Source organism: Devosia sp. ZB163 (assembly GCF_028613635.1).
In the GTDB taxonomy this organism is placed as follows: Bacteria; Pseudomonadota; Alphaproteobacteria; order Rhizobiales; family Devosiaceae; genus Devosia_A.
In genome coordinates this window covers 1588638-1607621 of sequence record NZ_JAQRMY010000001.1, presented here as the reverse complement: position 1 = coordinate 1607621, position 18984 = coordinate 1588638, and the positions used below count along the sequence as shown (strand labels likewise).

Below are 18984 nucleotides of genomic sequence, written 5' to 3'. Positions count from 1 at the left end.
GGAACTGTCATGAGTACCAACCAGCACATTCCATTCACGCCGGACCTGACCGTGCAGCCACTGGTTGTCCCGTTCTTCGACCCGGCCACCAACACGATCAGCTACGTGGTCAAGGACCCGGACTCGAGCGCCTGCGCAGTCATCGATTCCGTACTCGACTTCGACTATGCCGCCGGACGCATCTCCTACGAGAGCGCCGACCAGATCGTCGCGCATATCCGCGACAACGGCTGGACGCTCGAGTGGCTGATCGAGACGCATGTGCATGCCGACCACCTGTCCGCAGCCCCTTACATCCAGGGCAAGCTCGGCGGGAAGCTCGGCATCGGCGAACAGATCCGGACCGTGCAGGACACGTTCGGAAAGGTGTTCAACGAAGGCACCGAGTTCCGTCGCGACGGCTCGCAGTTCGACCGCCTGTTCGTCGACGGCGACAGCTACCGCATCGGCAACCTCGTCGCTCATGTGCTGTTCACTCCCGGCCACACCCCGGCGGACATGGTGCATGTGATCGGCAATGCCGCCTTCGTCGGCGACACCCTGTTCATGCCCGACGGCGGCTCCGCCCGTGCCGACTTCCCCGGTGGAGATGCCCGCACGCTCTATCGCTCGATCCAGCGGGTTCTCAGCCTGCCGGGTGAGATGCGGCTCTTCATGTGTCACGACTACGGCCCGAACGGCCGCGAAATCCGCTGGGAGACCACGGTCGCCGACGAGCGAGCGCACAACATCCATGTCGGTGGCAGCACCGCCGAGGATGCCTTCGTCCAGATGCGCCAGGAGCGGGACGCCACCCTCGCCATGCCGCGGCTCATCATTCCGTCGCTGCAGGTCAACATGCGCGCCGGGCAACTCCCTGAAGAGGAAGACGACGGCCGCCGCTACCTCAAAGTGCCGATCAACGGCCTCTGACCAATCCCGCTATCCCAGTTGAGTGAGTATCCAACATGATCAACAAGATCGACGACCGTTTCTCCATCGCCCCGCAGATCAGGCCCGAAGACGTGGCTGGGCTGGCGGACGCCGGCTACAGGGGCATCATCTGTGCCCGCCCGGACGGCGAGGACGCCGGCCAGCCGAGCTTCGCCGACATCGCCGCCGCCGCCGCCGCTGCTGGCCTCAAGGCCATCCACATCCCGGTTTCCGGAATGCTGGGCGAGGGCCAGCTGATCCGCATGCAGCAGGCCCTCGCCGAGATCGAAGGGCCGATCCTCGGCTACTGCCGCTCCGGCGGCCGGGCGGGCAGCCTCTACCAGGCCCTGCTCTAGCACCTGACCCCATCCCGACCGTCAATCCTGCCGGACCCGCCTCGCCCTGAGGCGGGACGGCCAACCTTTACCCAAAAGCAGGAGCCACGATGTTGCTCGACACAATCCAGTACCTACTCGGCGCCGCGTCGGGCAGCCTCGTCGGCTTCACCCTCGGGCTGTTCGGCGGAGGCGGCTCGATCCTCGCGGTGCCGCTGATGGTCTACCTCGTCGGCGTGCCGCTTCCGCACGTCGCGATCGGCACCAGCGCGGTCGCGGTGGCCGCCAACGCCGCCTCGAACCTCATCGCGCACGCGCGGCGCGGCAACGTCATCTGGCGCTGCGCGCTTCTCTACACGGTAGCGGGTGTTGCCGGCGCAGCGCTCGGTTCAGTCGCCGGGAAGGCAATGAACGGCAACCTGCTGCTGTTGCTGTTCGCTGCGCTCATGGTCGTCGTCGGTGTCCTGATGTTCCGGGCTCGTCGCAATCCCGGCACGCCGAATGTGGTGTGCAACCGCGAGAAGGCGCCGCGCGTCCTCGGCTATGGCGGCGCAACCGGCGCGCTGTCCGGCTTCTTCGGCATCGGCGGCGGCTTCCTGATCGTCCCGGGCCTCGTCGCCTCGACCGGCATGCCGATGCTGAACGCCATCGGCTCTTCGCTCGTTGCCGTCACCGCCTTTGGACTCACGACGGCAATAAGCTACGCGATGTCGGGCCTGGTCGACTGGACGCTCGCGGCGCTGTTCGTCGCCGGCGGGATCGTCGGGGGCTATGCCGGCACGTGGGTCGCCGGCAAGCTCGCGGCACGCAAGGGCGCACTCAACTCGGCATTTGCCGCGCTGGTCATCGTGGTCGCCATCTACATGGCAGCACGCTCGGCGCTGGAGCTCATGGCCTAGCGCTACTGGGCGAGCGTCAGCCGCGCCACCGGCACCCGGTAGGGGCTGCAGCTTACGTAGTCGATGGCGAGCCGGGCGAAGAAGGAGAGCGACTCCGGATCGCCCGCATGCTCGCCGCAGATGCCGATCTTGAGGCTCGGGTTGGCGCGCTTGCCGCGATCGATCGCCATGGCGATCATTTCGCCGACGCCCTTCTGGTCGAGCGTCACGAACGGATCGAAGTCGTAGAGCCCCTTGCGCTGGTATGCCGAAAGGAACGCCGGCGCGTCGTCGCGGGAGATGCCGTAGGTCGTCTGCGTCAGGTCGTTCGTGCCGAACGAGAAGAAGTCGACATGCTCGGCAATGTCCCCTGCCCTCAGCGCCGCACGCGGTAGCTCGATCATGGTCCCGAAGCTGAAGCGTTCGCGCGCTGCGGGCGGGAGCTTGGCCTGCTCGACGATGGCATAGGTCTGCCGCTTGATCTCGACCACCTCCGAGACGGTGGAGACGAAGGGCACCATGACTTCCAGCGTCACGGGCTCCGACTGCCGCGTCGAAGCCTCGCGCACGCCGGCGCAAAGTGCCTCGATCTGCATCTTGAGGATTTCGGGATAAGTGATGGCGAGCCGCACGCCCCGGTGGCCCAGCATGGGGTTGATCTCGGCGATCCGGTCGAGCCGCAGCCTCAGGGCCCGGACCTCAAGCCCGAGCGACTGCGCCGTCTCCTCGATGTCCTCGTCGGTCCGCGGCAGGAACTCGTGGAGCGGCGGATCGAACAGGCGCACCGTTACCGGCAGGCCCTTCATGGCGGTGAATATCTGGGAATAGTCGACCGTCTGGAAGTCGACGAGGCCGGTCAGCGCCTTGGCGCGGTCGTCGGCATCTTCGGAGAGGATCAGCCGACGCAGCGCCACGAGGCGCTCGCGTGAGAAGAACATGTGCTCGGATCGCGCAAGCCCGATACCCTCGGCGCCGAAGCTCAGCGCCGTGTTCACCGCCTCGACCGTCTCGGCATTGGCCCGCACCTTCACCCGGCGCGAGGCGTCGGACCAGCCGAGCAGCTTGCTCATCGCCCCGCCGATATGCGGCTGGGCCAGTGGCAGCGCTCCGAGATAGACCGAGCCGTCGGTGCCATCGATGGTGATGCGATCGCCCTGGCGGAACTCGCGCTTGCCGATCTTGCAGGTCAGTTCGGCCTGATTGACGCTCAATGTCCTGACGCCGGCCACGCAGGGCTTGCCGGTGATGCGGGCGACGACGCCGGCGTGCGAAGTCATGCCGCCGCGCGCCGTAAGAATGCCCGTCGCGGCCTTCATGCCCTCGATATCGGTCGGGCCGGTCTCGGTGACGACGAGGATGCAATGGCGGCCGCGCGCCTTCATGCGCGCCGCATCCTCGGAGCTGAAGACGATGACGCCGCTCGCCGCGCCCGGCGAGACGCCCAGCCCGGTCGCGAGGATGGTGGCGGATTCCGGGGAACGGAGCCGCGGGTGCAGCATCTGCTGCAGCCGGGCCGGCTCGATATGGGTCACCGCCTCGCGCTGCGTCCAGTGCTTGTGGTTGACGCGGTCGACCGCCGCCTCGAGCTCTGCGGCTGCCGAGGCGGGGGTCGCCCGCGCCGATAGCAGCCGAACCGTTTCGCCCTCGATGGACACCGTACAGACGAGGTGCTGGCCCGCTGCGGCGTCGAGGATCTCGACGAAGGACCCGGCGCTATCGGGCAGCGGGCCAAACGGCCCCCCATTCACCTGCGCCGGTCCGATCACGCCGGTCTGGGGGTCGCGAGTCAGGAACTGCCGGATATCGCCATCCGCCATGGCCTGGACGATCACGATCTGCCGCTCTGGGCGTGGATCGAAGGCAGCGTAGGAGGCGAAGGCGTCGGCGATGGCCCGCGCGAGCGGCTTGGCCGGATCGACCGATTCCGACTCGCTGGCCGGCGGGCTCAATCCCGGCCGGGCCGGCATCAGGCCGGCGCTGTGCTTGGCACTGGAGGTACGAACCACGAGCTGCGGCGGGCGGCCATCGCGACCAACAAGCCGGAAGAGCGTTGCCACCCAGTGGATGCGCAGCCGGTCGTCATCGGCCTTGCGCTCTTCCTGCAGCGCGTTCCACGCCGCCCGGCTGATGGCAATCGTTGGCGCAACGGTCAGGCCGGCCTCCGCTGCCCGGCTCAGCCACAGCGCCTTGCCGACGAGCAGCGCATCCTGGGTAGCCGAAAGGTTCGCCTTGCCGGTAGCCGGCGCGATTGCGAACATTTCCATAGCCAGCGTCACCGGGACACCTTCCGACCAGATTTACGAATCATATTGCAGTTCAGTCCGTTGCGCCGCAACAGATGCCTCATGGCAAGGTTGCCGCTTCGTGGTGCGAGGACAGGCCGCACTTGACTTGCCCACGTGTTGAAAGCATCTGCTCTCGTATGGAAACAAGGCCGCACTTGGACATCACGCTGTGCGCCCCACGGGGTTTTTGCGCCGGCGTGGATCGTGCCATTCAGATCGTCGAACTGGCGCTCGAACGCTACGGCGCGCCGGTCTACGTGCGCCATGCGATCGTTCACAACAAGTATGTCGTGGACGGGCTCAGGCAGAAGGGCGCCGTGTTTGTCGAGGAGCTCGACGAGATCCCCGATACCGGGGCTCCGGTGGTGTTCTCCGCGCACGGCGTACCGAAATCGGTGCCCGCGGGCGCCAAAGCGCGCAACATGTTCTTCCTCGATGCCACCTGTCCGCTCGTGAGCAAAGTGCATATCGAGGCCAACCGGCACTTCAACGAGGGCCGCGAAATCGTCCTCATCGGGCATGCCGGCCACGTCGAGGTCATCGGCACGATGGGCCAGCTGGTCGATGGCGCCATCACGCTCATCCAGACGGTCGAAGATGCGGAGGCCTTCACGCCCCGCGACCCGGAGAAACTTGCCTACGTGACGCAGACGACGCTCAGCGTCGATGACACCTCGGCCATCGTCGAAGTGCTGCGCCGCCGCTTCCCGGCGATCGCGCTGCCGCACAAGGAAGACATCTGCTACGCCACCACCAACCGCCAGGAAGCGGTGAAGCGGGTAGCACCGAATGTCGATGCGATGATCGTGGTGGGCGCGCCGGAATCGTCCAACTCCGTCCGCCTCGTCGAAGTCGCGCAGCGCTCGGGCTGCGCCAACGCCTCGCTGGTCGAGCGCGCAGACCGGATCGACTGGAGCCGCTTCGAGGGCATCACGTCGCTGGGCGTCACCGCCGGAGCCTCGGCCCCCGAAACGCTGGTGGACGAGGTGATCGAGGCCTTTGCCCAGCGCTTCGATATCTCCGTGACCGCGAGCGGCGAGCAGCGCGAGCGGATCGTCTTCAACCTGCCGCGCGAGCTGCGCGCACCCCAGGGAGCCGCGCCAGCCGCATGACCGACCTGACTCTTCTCGAAACCGACCGCCTGGTGCTTTCCGGCTGGCGGTCAGACCAGATCGACGACCTCTACCGCCTGCATGGCGATGCGACAGTGGCCCGCTACCTCACCGAGCACGGCCGGCCCTGGACCACTGCCGAGATGGATGCCTCCCTTGCCCACTGGATCGACCTGTTCGACCGCCAGAAGATGGGCAAGCTCCGCGTCACGCGGAAGTCCGACGGGGTGCTCGTCGGCCGCTGCGGCTTCGGCGTCTACGGGCCGGACGAGACGCCCGAGATCGGTTATTCGCTTTTTCCCGAGCACTGGGGCAACGGCTACGTCTTCGAAGCGGCCAGCGCCTTGCGCGACTGGTACTTCCGCGAGACGGACCGCAGCCACTTCATCGGCATCGCCGACGTCCGAAACGAGAGCTCGCTCAAGGTCCTGCGCAAGCTGGGCGGCGTCTATACCCATACCGGCAACAATGACCACGGCCACTACTGCGAGTGGTACCGCTACGACCGTCCGGCCGCCGCGTGAACTCGGTCATCATCCACACTGACGGCGCCTGCTCGGGCAATCCCGGCCCAGGCGGCTGGGGCGCAGTGCTGCAGTACGGCGATACGGTCAAGGAGCTGAAGGGCGGCGCGCCGCTGACCACCAACAACCAGATGGAACTGACCGCCGCCATCGAGGCGCTGACGGCGCTGAAGCGCCCGTGCGAGATCGAGCTCCACACCGACAGCAACTACGTCAAGGACGGGTTGACCAAGTGGATCCACGGCTGGAAGAAGAACGGCTGGCGCACCGCCGACAAGAAGCCGGTCAAGAACGTGGAACTCTGGCAGGCCCTCGACGCCGCCACCCAGCGCCACAAGATCAACTGGCACTGGGTCAAGGGCCACAACGGCGACGAGATGAACGAGCGCGCCGACCAACTCGCCAACGACGGCATGGAGCCGTTCAAGCGCAGGGGCCGCAAGGACCAACTGGTTCCTCCAGTCTAGTTGGGCAGCCCGTATGAGGCCGGCTCGGCCTTCCTGCGCTCGAGCGAACCAACGAGCGCACGCTATATGCAGATCGCAACCTGCTTATAGCGGACGCCTTGCTGCTGCCATGCGCCGCGCAGACAATCCACCAATGCGCCCTGCCCTGCTCGCCGTGCCGCTGCTGATCCTCGCCAGCCCCGCCTTTGCGCAGTTCCCGCCGCCCGGCGTCTATTCCTGCGTCGATCGGGCCGGCGCAAGTCTGGGTGAACTCACCCTCCTCGTCGCAGGCGACTACTCGTTCAAGAGCATCGACGGCAACAGTTCCGCCGGGCAGGTGGCATCCGCCGCCAATGACGTGAACCCTCTCTCGGGACCACTCAAGGAAATGGGGCTCACCGGCGTGTTCGGAACCGATGACACAGGAACAACCGTGTTCAAGTTCACCGGCGCCGACGGCATGAGCATGACCTGCAGCTAGGCGCTGTACTTCCGGCCTCTACATGCACAGTATTTCACGCTGCGCTGCTTCCGCCACGCTCCGCGTTCGGTTAGCTTCGCGGCCAAATACGTTTCCGCACAATGATTTGGAGGCTTGGCTGTGGGCGTCAACATGTTTGTTCATTCGGTGCGCCTGGTGCTGGGCGACTGGCGCAATGCGCTGAGGATCTCGGGACTGCTCTATCTCATCTACGCCGTGCCCAGCCTGCTGCTTGCGCTGCTGTTCCCCGCTCCGTCACGACCGGATCAGGCGCTGGCAGCCATGGGCACCAGCAGCCTCGTTTCGTTCATCACGCTGATCCTGGCGATCGTCGCCTTCGTTTGGATCGCCGTAGCATGGCATCGCTACATCCTGCTCGACGAGACCTCCGCCGGGCAGCTGCCGGAGTTCAACAGCAGCAGGCTGCTGCGCTATGGCGGCTACTCGCTGCTGCTCGGCCTTATCGCGATGGTCCTGCTGTTCATCGTGTCCGCCGTGATCGGAGTCGTCGCGATTCCGCTCCTGGGTGCGGTCGGCATCTTCATCACGACGCTGCTCGGCCTGGCCGCGGCGCTGATCGTCGGCTATCGGCTGGCGCCCATGCTGCCGGCGATCGCAATCGACAAGCCCCTGACCCTGGGGCAGGCCTGGGAGGCGACCAAGAACGCCAATGGCCCGATCATCGTCCTCGCGATCGTTTCGGCCATTGCGGCGATCGTCATCGACATCCCGGCGATCGTCCTCATGCTGGCAGGACCGATCGGCGCCTTCCTCGCGATGCTCTGGACCCTGTGCACCGGCTGGGTGAAGATGCTCGTGGGCGTGAGCATCCTCACGACGCTCTATGGCCACTATATCGAAGGCCGCGCCATTCCCGCCGCGCAGATCGGGGCCCGCACCTGACGACAGCGCGCCGGCCCCTTATCGGGGCCGGACTTTCGTGCAAGCGGGGCCGTGTCGGAAAACGCGGCCCCCAAGCACCTGCAGGTCGCTCAGGCCGCGCCGCCGCCCTCGGTCTGCAGCCATGCGGCGCCGCATTCCTTGGCCAGTTCGCGGATGCGCAGGATGTAGCTCTGGCGCTCCTGCACCGAGATCACGCCGCGGGCGTCGAGCAGGTTGAAATTGTGCGAGGCCTTGATGACCTGCTCGTAGGCAGGGACGGCCAGGGTCTGACGGTTGCCGACGGCACCCTTCTGCAGAAGGGCCCGGCACTCCTTCTCGGCATCCTCGAAATGGCGGAACAGCATGTCGGTGTCCGCCGCCTCGAAGTTGTACTTCGAGAATTCCTGCTCGTTCTGCAGGAAGACGTCGCCATAGGTGACCTTGTCCTCGCCCGAGCCGCCGTTGAAGTTGAGCTCCATGATGGAGTCGACGTTCTGCAGGTAGCAGGCCAGCCGCTCGAGGCCGTAGGTGATCTCGCCCGGCACCGGCATGGTCTCGAAGCCGGCGACCTGCTGGAAGTAGGTGAACTGGCTCACTTCCATGCCGTCGCACCAGCATTCCCAGCCGAGGCCCCAGGCGCCCAGCGTCGGGCTCTCCCAGTCGTCCTCGACGAAGCGGATGTCGTGGAGCTTGCGGTTCAGCCCGATCTCGTCGAGCGACTTCAGGTAGAGATCCTGGATGTTGTCCGGCGACGGCTTCAGGATGACCTGGAACTGGTAGTAATGCTGCAGCCGGTTGGGGTTCTCGCCATAGCGCCCGTCCTTGGGCCGGCGCGACGGCTGCACATAGGCAGCCTTCCAGGGCTTCGGACCCAACGCGCGCAGCGTCGTCGCGGTGTGGAACGTACCAGCGCCCATCTGCATGTCGTAGGGCTGCAGGATCACGCAACCCTGCTCCGCCCAAAAGCGCTGCAGCGTCAGGATCAGCCCCTGGAAAGAGTTCCGGGGGTCCATGTGGGCGGGCAAGGAGGTCATCGACGGGCGATCCGGCTTGGAAATTCCGCGCGGAACCTAGTGGGAGGCCGGTGGACGGTCAACCACCGTGACGGGATTGCGGCAACGCCAGCAGCCAGTCGTGCGCCCCAGTGCCGGCAAAGTCGCGGTACTGACGGCGGCGGCGACGACGGTTGACGCGGGCGCGAACGCGAAGAGTTCTGCCAAGGCGGGTCAACCAGTCCGGGCGGGCGACGGAGGTGCGGGGGGCATGAAGCGGCAACGCGAAATCGGTCAAGGCAACCTCCTGTTCGATTGGAGGAGGCTAGACCAACGCCCACGGACGCATTGTCAGCGGAACCCGTGACACAGGCCTGTCGTACAAAAAGGGGACGAGGGTCGTCAGACGGAGCCGAAATACTGCTTGCGCACCGGGGCGATGGCAGACAGGAGCACGCGGACCAGCGCGGACTGGTTGTGGACACCGGTCTTGTCGAAGATACGCTGCAGATGTGTGCGGGCGGTGTTCGACGTGATGCCCATCCGCTCGGCTATCTCGTTCAGGGTGAGGCCGTCGGCAACCAGCGCGGCAACCCGACGCTGGGCCGGGGAGAGGCCGTAGATAAGCGCCGCCGCGCCGAGTCGGGCCTCGGTCGTGCGAGAATCGCCGAAAGCGAAGTTCACCCGGCCGCTCTCGCATGAGATCCACCAGACCTTGGTGGCGAGCCCCTCACCGGATTCCATGACGATGGGGACCGCGCCGGTGAACGGCATATAGGCGGCGTCCTGCTTGGCGGCCCAGCGAATGGCGGCCTGGAGCTTGCTGTCCGTGCGACTGTCCCGGATGCGCAACCGGCCGTTGCGGATCGCGATATCGTCGTCCTCCAGTGCACGGGCAAGTTCAGGGCCCGTGGAAAGCACTCGGCCTTCGCCATCGAGCCTCAGGCGCAGCACGCCGTCGTCGGGATAGCCACCATCGAGAAGGCCGAGAAAGGCGATCTTCCACTCGCCGTAGTGGCGCTCGAAAACCCGCATCTCGTATGCGAGGCCCGGGCCGCGGGCCCCCTCCCAGACCGGACCGTCCGGATAGTGCTGTTCAAACGTTGCCCAGGCCAGATCGCCGTGGATGCGCAGATTGAGGTTCACGACCTTGGTGTTGTAGGCGAAGTCCGGCCAGGGCTCCGGGCGTTCCAGCATTTCGCGATGCAGCCGGGCGGAGATATCGTCCCAGCCCTGTCGGACGAACATCCCACCCAGCGCCCACCAGCCCCAGCGGGACAGGTAAGGCGCATGGACGAAGCACTCCGACCACGCCTCGAAGTCCCGCATCCAGATGGCGATGCGATTGCGGTGGATCAGCGCCGTGATCTGGGCGACATCATCGTCGTCGTGCATCGGCTCCCTCCCCGCGGCGACGGTCGCGAGCAAGCTAGCAGATCAGGCGCCCGCGCGGAACTTGGGTCGGCCGCTCTCAAAGGGCGCCGATCTGATCGGCGGGGTAGCGGGCGTCACTCGTCCGGCCGGAAACTTGCCGTCCCGGTGCGCCACATACTCAAACCCTCCTCTCCACGCCCCACTTATCCCCCCGCCCCCCGCCCCATGCGACTCTCCCCCCGTCCGCCGCACCGAAGCGAGATCATGACGAGTGGTTGGTGCAGCGGAGACCGGGTGGGTGGTGGTCGCATCATCCAGGCCCAAGTCTGAGCCGGTTCGCCCTCGGGCGCACTGTCATATCGCCGGGGCGGAGGCAGCTCTGCTCCAACGACCAGCTCTCCGTGGGGAGAGCGGACTGCCTGCCTGGAAACGTCCGGGGGTCACCTGTGACCCCCGAGGATCTGGACCAGCAGGACAGCTTCCATGGCTCGGGCGAGACGGTGTTGGGACCACGGTCCCGGGATCCGCTCCGGCAAAGCCCAAAACCCCGGCCGGCCGGCGAGGCGCGAGCCTCACAAACCCTGCGGACTACCCGCGAGGGGCAATCGCCTCGCCGGCCCCGCTTCATCTCCCAATCGGGAGATGCGCTCTTTGAGAACTCCGAAGCCGCGTGGCTGTCGGATGCATCGGTGTGACCGCGGTATCACCACTCCACCGGCTGTCATCCCTGCGCAAGCAGGGACCCAACGCGCAGCCGGCGCTGGCGGTGAGACGGGTCCCTGGGCGATCCGGCTTGGAAATTCCGCGCGGAACCTGGTGGGGCCGTCGCGCGGGGTCAATTGCCGGTCTTCACTCGCCGGAATCCCGGACGTTGGCGATGCGCTCCGGGTGCCTCGCGATGTCGACAGCTTCCCAGGCCGCCACAGCGAGCATGACGACGGTGGTGGCGGCCGAGAGGAGTAACGGCGAAAGGCTCCCCGCCAGCGGATAGAGCGCGAGGATCACCGCAAGCCCGCAGAGGCGCGGCACCGACCAGTACTTGAACACCCCCCGCTTGAACAACACTGCACCGATCAGGAACAGGGCCGGCCCGCCCACGATCACCAGAGCGGTCGGCGTCTCGATATGTCCTTCGGGATGAGACAGTACCAGTTCGTCTCCGACGGCCGACACCACGATGCCGGCTGCGAGCAGGATCGGCACATAGGTGTATGCGAACCGTGCCACCCGGCCCGGATCTTTGGATCGTGCAATCGCCTCGGCCGCTGCGCCGGCGTGCTGGCCGAAGAAGATCCACCACATGGCGATCGACTGCAGCAGCGAGACGGTCATGGCCAGCGTCAGGACCGGAGTCCACTCGAGGTCCATGAATGTGCGGCCAGTCACGAGTATCGACTCTCCCAGCGCGATGATGATGAACAGCCCCGTCCGCTCGGCCATCAGGCCACCATCGATTGTCCACTCCCGCGTCTCCGAACGACCCATCCCCGGGACCCAGAAGTTGACCATCGCCGCCGCTGCGTCGAGAACCACCGCCACGAGCCAGAGCCAGAGCCGCAGGTCACCTTCCGCCAGGCCGCCGAGCAACCAGAACACGGCTGAGACGCAGTACCAGATGCCGATGCGCACGAAGTTGCGGCTCAGCGAGGCATCGCGACGGACGGCCCAGAGCATGAAGGCGGTGCGGCTCAACTGGAACGCCACGAAGGCCGTGGCGAAGACCAGCCCGCGTTCGCCGAAAGCCTCGGGCAGCGAACTCGATATCACGAGGCCTATGCCCATCAGCACGAATAGCATCACCCGTACGGCCGGCCGTTGCGGATCGAGCCAGTTGGTGATCCAGGCTGTGTCGATCCAGGCCCACCAGATCGTGAGCAACAGCATCGCCGCCCGCAACGCGCCGGCCCAATCGAGATGATCCAGCAGCCCGTGCGAGATCTGGGTAATGGCGATTACGAAGACGAGGTCGAAGAACAGTTCGACAAAGGTGACGCGCGCCGGCTGATCCGCCCGCCGCTCGCGTAACAGTCCGCTACTCATGGCCGTGTGCTCCCGGCATCGCTGAAAGCTACCGCGACGCAGGACTGGATGTCGCGGAAAAAACTAGGGCCGATCCTCTGGCGGCCGGAACTTGCCGTCCTTGTCGCGCTTCAGCGTAATGACGTCGGGGCGGGCGCGTTCGCGCAGGTCGCGCTCGTGCTTGGCCTTGTCGATGGCCCTGAACTCGCCCTTCCAGTCGCGCCAGATCCTGCGCACGCCCCAGGCGATGGCGAGGAAGACCGCGAGGAAGATCAGCACGCGGATGATGATGGCCGTGCTCATGGGCTAGAGCCCCAGGCGGGCCCAGACCGAGCGATCCTCGAGCTGGGCCGCAACGTCGCCGGCGAGCGCAGCGAAACCGAGGCGCGGCATGGCGAACAGCCCGCGCTTGGGCGAAATCTGGACCAGGTCGACCTTGTCGCCAAAGCGGCTGCGCAGCACTTCGTGGATGTCGCCCAGTCCATCGACCAGACCGAGTTCCAGCCCCTTGATGCCGCTCCAGAACTCGCCCGTGAACAGGCTATCGTCCGAGGCCTTCAGGCGGTCGCCGCGGCGCGCCTTCACCCAGTCGATAAAGACTTGATGGATGTCGGTCTCCATGGACTTGATGCGTTCGACGTCCTCGGCCTTCTCCGGCAGGAAGGGATCGAGCGTCGACTTGTTGCGGCCGGCGGTATGCACCCGGCGGTCGATGCCGACCTTCTTCAGCGTCTCGACGAAGCCGAAACCCGCATAGATCACGCCGATGGAGCCGACGATCGAGGATGGATCGGCGATGATCTCGTCGCCCGCCGTCGCAATGAAATAGCCGCCCGAAGCCGCCGCATCCTCGACGAAGACCAGCACGCGCTTGTCATTCTCGGCGGCGAGGTCGCGGATGCGCTTGGAGATCAGCCGGGACTGGACGGCGGAGCCGCCGGGCGAGTTGACGATGATGGCGACGGCCGGCGCCTGCTTCATGGCGAAGGCCCTCTTGAGCAGCGGCGCCGCCATCTCGATGTTGAGCCGGCCGGGGCGCTGGTCGGCGGCAATGACGCCATGGAGGCGCACGACGGGAATAACGGGACCGCTCTGCCCCATCTTGCGCTTCATCCAGTGCCGCAGGCCCATGTATCGCCTCTCGTTTCCCGATTTCCGGGCACATGTATGTGCCCCTCCGCCGCATTACCAGATGAGACGGCCCTGCCCGCGAAAGACGGCGTCGAACTCGGGTCGGAAGGCCCGCCCCTCGGGTTCGTGCAGCACGCGGGCCGCCAACAGCCTGAACGGCGCCCGCGACCCCTTCGTGCCGCGCACGAGGATGCGACTCGCCGGCTCGCCCTCGCGCGGCAGCAGCGGCAGCACCGTCACCGCGCCGAATCGCTGGGTAAAGGCGGGAACGAGGAGCGGCAGCGCCTCGGCGACGTGGATGAAGATCACCTCACCATCCGGGGCGGCATGGGTCGCGGCGGCCTTCACCCAACGGTCGAGGGCATCGTCATCCATGTGGCGGGCGTTGGAGCGTGCGGCCGACGGAGCGGAGCCGCGGCCCGGATCAAAGAAGGGCGGATTGGCGATGACCGATGAGAAATGATCGGACGCCAGCCCCGCCGCCGCACGCACTCGCCCCGGTTCGGTGACGTCGAGCGCCAGGACCCTGCCCCGCTCGGCCATGCCGTTGGCGCCGAGGTTCGACGCGGCAAGCGCCGCCATGGCCGGATCGGCTTCGACCAGCGTTGCGGAAAGCTCGGGCAGATGCGCCATTGCGACGAGCGAGGCCGTCCCGGCGCCCGCACCCAGATCGAGAAGCCGGCGCGAGCGTTCGCTCACCGCCGCCCCGAGCAGGACCGAATCCAGTCCGGCGCGGAACCCCTTTTCGGGTTGCGACACGGTGAGGCGGCCGCCCAAAAAGGCGTCGCGCGTGAGCTTTTGTTGTTTTACAACGTCGGTTGCATCGTCTAGGGACATCGCACCATCGCGACGGTTCGGATGTGCCCGACTATAGGGCGCTGGAAGCGTACCTCAAACCGGGGATTTCATGGCTCTTTCGGCGGCAGCGGCAAACGAGGCGATCACCAGCGCCGGCGCGCTCGACCGGCTGCTCGACGCCACGCGGCCCGGTATGGAACGCGTCAACGCGATGATCCTCGACAAGGCCAGCTCGCATGTCGCGCTGGTGCCGGAAGTGGCGCGCTATCTCATCGACGCAGGCGGCAAGCGGCTTCGCCCCATGCTGACGATCGCGGCCTCGATGCTCTTCGGCAACGCGAATGGCAGCGAGGTCAACTTCGCCGCCGCAGTCGAATTCATGCACAACGCGACGCTGCTTCACGACGATGTGGTCGACGAGAGCAACATGCGGCGCGGCCGCGCGGCAGCGCGGATGCTGTGGGGCAACCAGGCGAGCGTGCTCGTTGGCGATTTCCTGCTCGGGCAGGCTTTCATGATGATGGTCGATACTGGCAACGTCGCAGCGCTCAAGGTGATCTCGCAGGCAGCCACGGTCATTGCCGAGGGCGAAGTCCTGCAGCTCGCCAAGACGCGCGACCTGTCGACCAGCTCGGCCGACTACGACGAAGTCATCGGCGCCAAGACCGCGACCCTGTTCGAGGCCGCCACCGAAGTTGGCGCCATGGCTGGTGGCGCGGATGCCGCGGGTCGCCGCGCGCTCAAGGACTACGGCCGTGAACTCGGCTTCGCCTTCCAACTCGTCGACGACGTCCTCGACTATCGCGGCGAGAGCGGGACGCTGGGCAAGAATACCGGCGACGACCTGCGCGAAGGCAAGATGACCCTGCCGGTCATTCTCGCGCTCCGGCAGGCGACGCCGGCGGAGCACGAAACCATCATCGGCAGTCTCGGCAACATCGGCACGGGCGAGGCAGAACTCAAGCAGGTGGTCGCGATCTTCGAGCGCTACGACACGCTGGGCAAGACGATTGCCGAGGCCGGCACCCATGCCATCCGCGCCCGCGACGCGCTGAAGCCACTGCCGCCCAGCGAGATGAAGACGCTACTCGGCGACATCGCCGATTTCACCGTAGCGCGGGCTTACTGAGCGCGTCGGGCCAGCGCCAACGGCCCAATCCGAGTCGATCGAAAAATGATTCGCCGGCCAGCGCATGCGAAGGCGGAGAATTCGGCATGCAGGTTTTCCACAAGTTGATTGTACTATTTGGCACATTACTGCCATACAAGCGTACGTTACTGTACAAGATACTTGTCTCAACTGTGGCACAGGCGCAACTCACCCGCGACGCCAAAAGTATCCACTACGTAGATCACTAGACACCCGGCGGCATTGAGGCAGACTCTGGGGCATTACTACAGAGGGTCCTGAGAATGCGCACACTAGTCCTGGCTACGGCGTCCGCCCTAGCAATCTCATTGGCCGGTTCCGCCATGGCGGCCGACCTGGTTATCGAAGAGCCTGCTCCGGTCGTCGTTCCCATCATGGACTGGACTGGCCCCTATATCGGTGTCCATGCTGGCTGGGGCACCGGCACGATCGACTGGAACTGGGTCGACTTTCCCGATGACACGTTCGACTTCGACGTCTCGGGTTGGCTGGTCGGTCTCCAGGCCGGTTACAACTGGCAGATGGATGGCGGGTTCGTCTTCGGTCTCGAAGGCGATATCACCTGGAACAACTTCGAGGGCGACGAGGACGATATCGACCTCGACGACTTCGATCCCAGCATCGACTGGAGCGGCAGCCTGCGCGGTCGTGCCGGCTTCGGGTTCGATACTGTACTCGTCTACGGTACCGCGGGTCTGGCCTTCGCCTCCCACGACATCGACGTGTGGGACGGAGTCTGGCTAAACGACAACAACACACACGTCGGCTGGACGGTCGGCGTGGGTGCCGAAGTGCTTGTCACCGACAACATGTCGATCCGCGGCGAGTATCGTTTCTCGTCATTCAGCGACGAGAACTTCGACTTCTTCGATCCCGACCTCGAGTCGAGTTTCGACACCAATACCTTCACCGTCGGTCTCAACTTCCAGTTCTGACCCTCCTACAGGCGGACTGGTGGTGGCGGCTCCCTTCGGGGGGCCGCTTCCGTTTCAACCGATCACGGGTCCCGCGGCGACCCAGTAGCTGGGGTATTTGGCCCGAGTCTCATGGGCCGCCTGGTGGGCCTGCGCTGCGGAACCGAAGAGGCCGAACACCGTCCCGCCGGAACCCGACATGCGAGCGAGCGCACAGCCATCGAGCACGCGCATGTGGCGTAGCAGTTCGCCAATGGCGGGTACCAGCTCCATGGCCGCTGGCTCGAGGTCGTTGCGGGTCTCGGCGAGCCACAAGCCGAGCTGAACCGGACGGGTCAGCGGCTGTGGCAGTGCCGGCATGGCGGGGTTCTCGCGGCTATCGAGCCGGCGAAAGACGTCGGCGGTGACAACCGGCACCAGCGGATTGACCAGAACGATATGGGTCGGCGGGAAATCGCGCAGCGGATGCAGGATCTCGCCCACGCCCCGCACCTCGCAGGGGCGCGAGAGGAGGCAGACCGGTACGTCCGCGCCCAGGGTCAAGGCGAGTGACTGCAGTTCCGGCAGGGGAACCGCGCCATCCGCCATGTGCACCAGCAGTCGCAGCATGGCCGCCGCATCGGCGGAGCCGCCGCCGATACCCGCGGCTACGGGCAGGTTCTTGATGAGCTGGATGTCGAGCCCGTTCGGTACACGACCGGGCCAGCGCTCGCGGAAGGCGCGGACCGCCCGCACGACCAGGTTCGAGTCGCCGTTGCCGGCGGCGGCCGCGAAGGGGCCGGAGACCTTGAACCGGTCGGTCTTCGCCGGGCGGGCTGACACCTCGTCGGCGACGTCGACGAAGACCACGAGACTCTCGAGCTCATGGTAGCCGTCGGAGCGCCGGCCGGTGACGTGCAGTGCCAGGTTGACCTTGGCGGGCGCCGCCTCGGTGAAGTGGGGGTCCGCGTCGGACGCCATTACTGGGCGGGCACGGCCTGACCGTCCGCCACCGGGGCGGGCTTGGGCGCAGCCTCGATTGCATCGAGGCCGTCGGCAAGCTTCTTGGCGACGCGCTCCTTGACGTTGCCTTCCTTGTCGACCGACGAAGCGATGTTCCACTGGAACCTTGCCTCGAGCTTGCGCCCGGCGCGCCAGTAGGCATCGCCCAGATGATCGTTGATCTCGGGATCGGTCGAGCGCAGCTGAACGGCGAGTTCGAGCTGCTGAACGGCTTCCTCGAAACGGCCGAGCCGGTAGTAGGCCCAGCCCAGGCTGTCGATGATGTAGCCGTCATTGGGTGCCGCAGCGACGGCCTTCTGGATCATGTCCAGTGCCGGCATCAGGTTGAGACCCTGGTCCACCCAGCTGTAGCCGAGATAGTTCAGCACCTGCGGCTGGTCGGGGTTCAGCTCGAGCGCCCGCTTGAAATCCGGTTCGGCCTTGGCCCACTCCTTGTTCCGCTCATAGGAGATGCCGCGGACATAGTAGAAGCGCCAGTCGCCAGGGTGGTTGCCGCCGGCAACGGCCAGCGCCCTGGTGTAGGTATCGGCGGCCTCGGCGTACTTCTCGGCGGCGCGCTGCATGTCGCCCAGCACCGAGAGCGCTTCGAGGTCATCGGGGTTCTGATGCACGATGTTGCCGAGCCGGCGCAGGGCCTCATCGCGATCGCCCATGGAGTTCAGGTTCTCGGCGACGCGCACCACGGCCATCGGCTTCATCGGGGAATCCATGGGGATGCGGTCGTAGACGGCGTTGGCCGCCTGATGCTGGTCGGCGCCATCGAGCAGCTGGCCATAGACCAGGTCGATGATGTCGGACTTGGGATCAAGGTACATCCCGAGTTGCAGGAACACGGCAGAGGTATCGGGGCTGCCCTCACGAGCGAGCGCAACGCCAACCGAATGGAACATCTCGGCCGCGCCGGCCTGCACGTCCGCGGCGAAGACCCCGGGGCGCTGCTTGCGGTCGATCTTTTCCTTCACGGCGTCGATCAGCGGGTGGCTCAGACCCTGGTCCTCGAAGCCGGCGATGACCTTCTCGGCCTCGTCGAAACGCCCGGCATTGCCGAGCATGCGGGCATAGGCCTCGACGATGCGGGCGACCATCGGGTCGGTCTCGTACGCCTTGGCAATCAGCTTGAGCGCCTCTTCGCTGCGCCCTTCGACATCGGCCATCACGGCGCGGTGGAAGACGAGGAAGTCCTCGAGACCGCCCTCGGCGATCTCGTCCAGCACCTTGCTGGCCTCGTTGCTCTTGCCGTCGCCGACCAGTGCCCAGGCGCGCAGGATGCCGCCGGTGATGCCGGCAAAGGTGTCGCCGCCCACCGTCTCGAGTTCCCGGGCTGCGGCACCGTAGCGGCGCTCCTTCACGGCCTGGGTGCCGATGACGAGGCTGGCAAGATCGTTGGGGGCGCTGAGATCGAGCAGATGCTTGGCTACCCGGGCTGACTCGGCGATCTGGCCGTCGGCCGCGTAGGCGATGAAGCTGCGCTCGACGAGGACGGGGTTCTCCCAATCATTCTCGGCGGCGAGGCGGAAATAGCGGGCGGCGTCCTCGGTCCTGAGGTCGGACAGGGCCTGCTTTCCGGCCAGATAGCTGCCCGTGACGCTGTCGTTCAGCAGCGGCAGCATCGTGCTGTTTTCGAGCGCCGAAGCGCCACCGAAAACAAGCATTGAGGCGAGAACGACACCGGACAAGAGGCGGGCTTTGTGAGTCACGTGGCTCGAATGCTCCGAGGGACAGGGTAGTTTTGCACTAGCCTTGGAAAGA

20 protein-coding genes are annotated in these 18984 nt (G+C 66.0%); 10 read left to right on the top strand and 10 right to left on the bottom strand.

Features of this window, described 5'->3' with window-relative positions; genetic code table 11:
• The first annotated feature begins 9 nt into the window (after positions 1-9).
• The 3 genes from PRN20_RS08090 (at position 10) to PRN20_RS08080 (ending at position 2146) form a co-directional block, all read left to right on the top strand.
• On the top strand, positions 10-912 hold the full coding sequence (locus PRN20_RS08090) for an MBL fold metallo-hydrolase (RefSeq protein ID WP_273956726.1): 903 nt from the start codon (positions 10-12) through the stop codon (positions 910-912).
• A 35-nt stretch (positions 913-947) separates the two neighbouring features.
• Entirely contained in the window at positions 948-1268 is a 321-nt protein-coding gene (locus PRN20_RS08085; protein ID WP_273956725.1) for a TIGR01244 family sulfur transferase, read from the top strand.
• A gap of 89 nt (positions 1269-1357) precedes the next feature.
• Positions 1358-2146: a sulfite exporter TauE/SafE family protein gene (locus PRN20_RS08080; RefSeq protein ID WP_273956724.1), complete on the top strand. Its 789-nt coding sequence runs from the start codon at positions 1358-1360 to the stop codon at positions 2144-2146.
• A gap of 2 nt (positions 2147-2148) precedes the next feature.
• On the opposite strand, the gene PRN20_RS08075 is transcribed toward PRN20_RS08080, so the two are convergent.
• A complete protein-coding gene (locus PRN20_RS08075) occupies positions 2149-4389 on the bottom strand; it encodes a putative PEP-binding protein (protein WP_273956723.1) in 2241 nt (746 codons plus the stop codon).
• 158 nt (positions 4390-4547) lie between these two features.
• On the opposite strand from PRN20_RS08075, the gene ispH reads away from it, so the two are divergent.
• The 5 genes from ispH (at position 4548) to PRN20_RS08050 (ending at position 7876) form a co-directional block, all read left to right on the top strand.
• A complete protein-coding gene (ispH, locus tag PRN20_RS08070) occupies positions 4548-5522 on the top strand; it encodes a 4-hydroxy-3-methylbut-2-enyl diphosphate reductase (protein ID WP_273956722.1) in 975 nt (324 codons plus the stop codon).
• Positions 5519-6046, top strand: coding sequence for a GNAT family N-acetyltransferase (locus PRN20_RS08065; protein ID WP_273956721.1), 528 nt, complete (start codon positions 5519-5521; stop codon positions 6044-6046). The genes ispH and PRN20_RS08065 overlap by 4 nt, the downstream gene beginning before the upstream one ends.
• Positions 6043-6513, top strand: coding sequence for a ribonuclease HI (rnhA, locus tag PRN20_RS08060; protein WP_273956720.1), 471 nt, complete (start codon positions 6043-6045; stop codon positions 6511-6513). Before PRN20_RS08065 ends, rnhA begins: the two co-directional genes overlap by 4 nt.
• A 133-nt stretch (positions 6514-6646) precedes the next feature.
• The gene (locus PRN20_RS08055; protein ID WP_273956719.1) at positions 6647-6973 is read left to right on the top strand and encodes a hypothetical protein; all 327 of its coding nucleotides are present in this window, start codon (positions 6647-6649) and stop codon (positions 6971-6973) included.
• A gap of 132 nt (positions 6974-7105) precedes the next feature.
• Complete coding sequence (locus PRN20_RS08050) at positions 7106-7876, top strand: hypothetical protein (protein ID WP_273956718.1); 771 nt, start codon at positions 7106-7108, stop codon at positions 7874-7876.
• Positions 7877-7965: 89 nt separating this feature from the next.
• Here the strand turns inward: PRN20_RS08050 and PRN20_RS08045 are convergent, their stop codons facing one another.
• The 7 genes from PRN20_RS08045 to PRN20_RS08015 form a co-directional block, all read right to left on the bottom strand.
• The gene (locus tag PRN20_RS08045) at positions 7966-8889 is read right to left on the bottom strand and encodes a glycine--tRNA ligase subunit alpha (RefSeq protein ID WP_273956717.1); all 924 of its coding nucleotides are present in this window, start codon (positions 8887-8889) and stop codon (positions 7966-7968) included.
• A gap of 58 nt (positions 8890-8947) precedes the next feature.
• Positions 8948-9145: a hypothetical protein gene (locus PRN20_RS08040; protein WP_273956716.1), complete on the bottom strand. Its 198-nt coding sequence runs from the start codon at positions 9143-9145 to the stop codon at positions 8948-8950.
• A 104-nt stretch (positions 9146-9249) separates the two neighbouring features.
• A complete protein-coding gene (locus PRN20_RS08035) occupies positions 9250-10242 on the bottom strand; it encodes a helix-turn-helix transcriptional regulator (RefSeq protein WP_273956715.1) in 993 nt (330 codons plus the stop codon).
• 828 nt (positions 10243-11070) lie between these two features.
• A complete protein-coding gene (locus PRN20_RS08030) occupies positions 11071-12261 on the bottom strand; it encodes a low temperature requirement protein A (protein WP_273956714.1) in 1191 nt (396 codons plus the stop codon).
• 63 nt (positions 12262-12324) lie between these two features.
• Positions 12325-12543, bottom strand: a complete 219-nt coding sequence (locus tag PRN20_RS08025; RefSeq protein WP_273956713.1) for a hypothetical protein — start codon at positions 12541-12543, stop codon at positions 12325-12327.
• A 3-nt stretch (positions 12544-12546) separates the two neighbouring features.
• Positions 12547-13371 (bottom strand): S49 family peptidase, encoded by an 825-nt coding sequence (locus PRN20_RS08020; protein ID WP_273956712.1) that lies wholly within the window; start codon positions 13369-13371, stop codon positions 12547-12549.
• Positions 13372-13425: 54 nt separating this feature from the next.
• Complete coding sequence (locus PRN20_RS08015) at positions 13426-14130, bottom strand: tRNA1(Val) (adenine(37)-N6)-methyltransferase (RefSeq protein WP_273956711.1); 705 nt, start codon at positions 14128-14130, stop codon at positions 13426-13428.
• Positions 14131-14278: 148 nt separating this feature from the next.
• Here PRN20_RS08015 and PRN20_RS08010 point away from each other — a divergent pair, with 148 nt between their 5' ends.
• Positions 14279-15298, top strand: a complete 1020-nt coding sequence (locus PRN20_RS08010) for a polyprenyl synthetase family protein (protein WP_273956710.1) — start codon at positions 14279-14281, stop codon at positions 15296-15298.
• A 284-nt stretch (positions 15299-15582) separates the two neighbouring features.
• A complete protein-coding gene (locus PRN20_RS08005) occupies positions 15583-16254 on the top strand; it encodes an outer membrane protein (RefSeq protein ID WP_273956709.1) in 672 nt (223 codons plus the stop codon).
• A 54-nt stretch (positions 16255-16308) separates the two neighbouring features.
• On the opposite strand, the gene PRN20_RS08000 is transcribed toward PRN20_RS08005, so the two are convergent.
• Both PRN20_RS08000 and PRN20_RS07995 read right to left on the bottom strand, forming a co-directional pair.
• On the bottom strand, positions 16309-17193 hold the full coding sequence (locus PRN20_RS08000) for a 4-(cytidine 5'-diphospho)-2-C-methyl-D-erythritol kinase (protein ID WP_273956708.1): 885 nt from the start codon (positions 17191-17193) through the stop codon (positions 16309-16311).
• Positions 17193-18932: a tetratricopeptide repeat protein gene (locus PRN20_RS07995; RefSeq protein WP_273956707.1), complete on the bottom strand. Its 1740-nt coding sequence runs from the start codon at positions 18930-18932 to the stop codon at positions 17193-17195. The genes PRN20_RS08000 and PRN20_RS07995 overlap by 1 nt, the downstream gene beginning before the upstream one ends.
• Positions 18933-18984 lie beyond the last annotated feature (52 nt).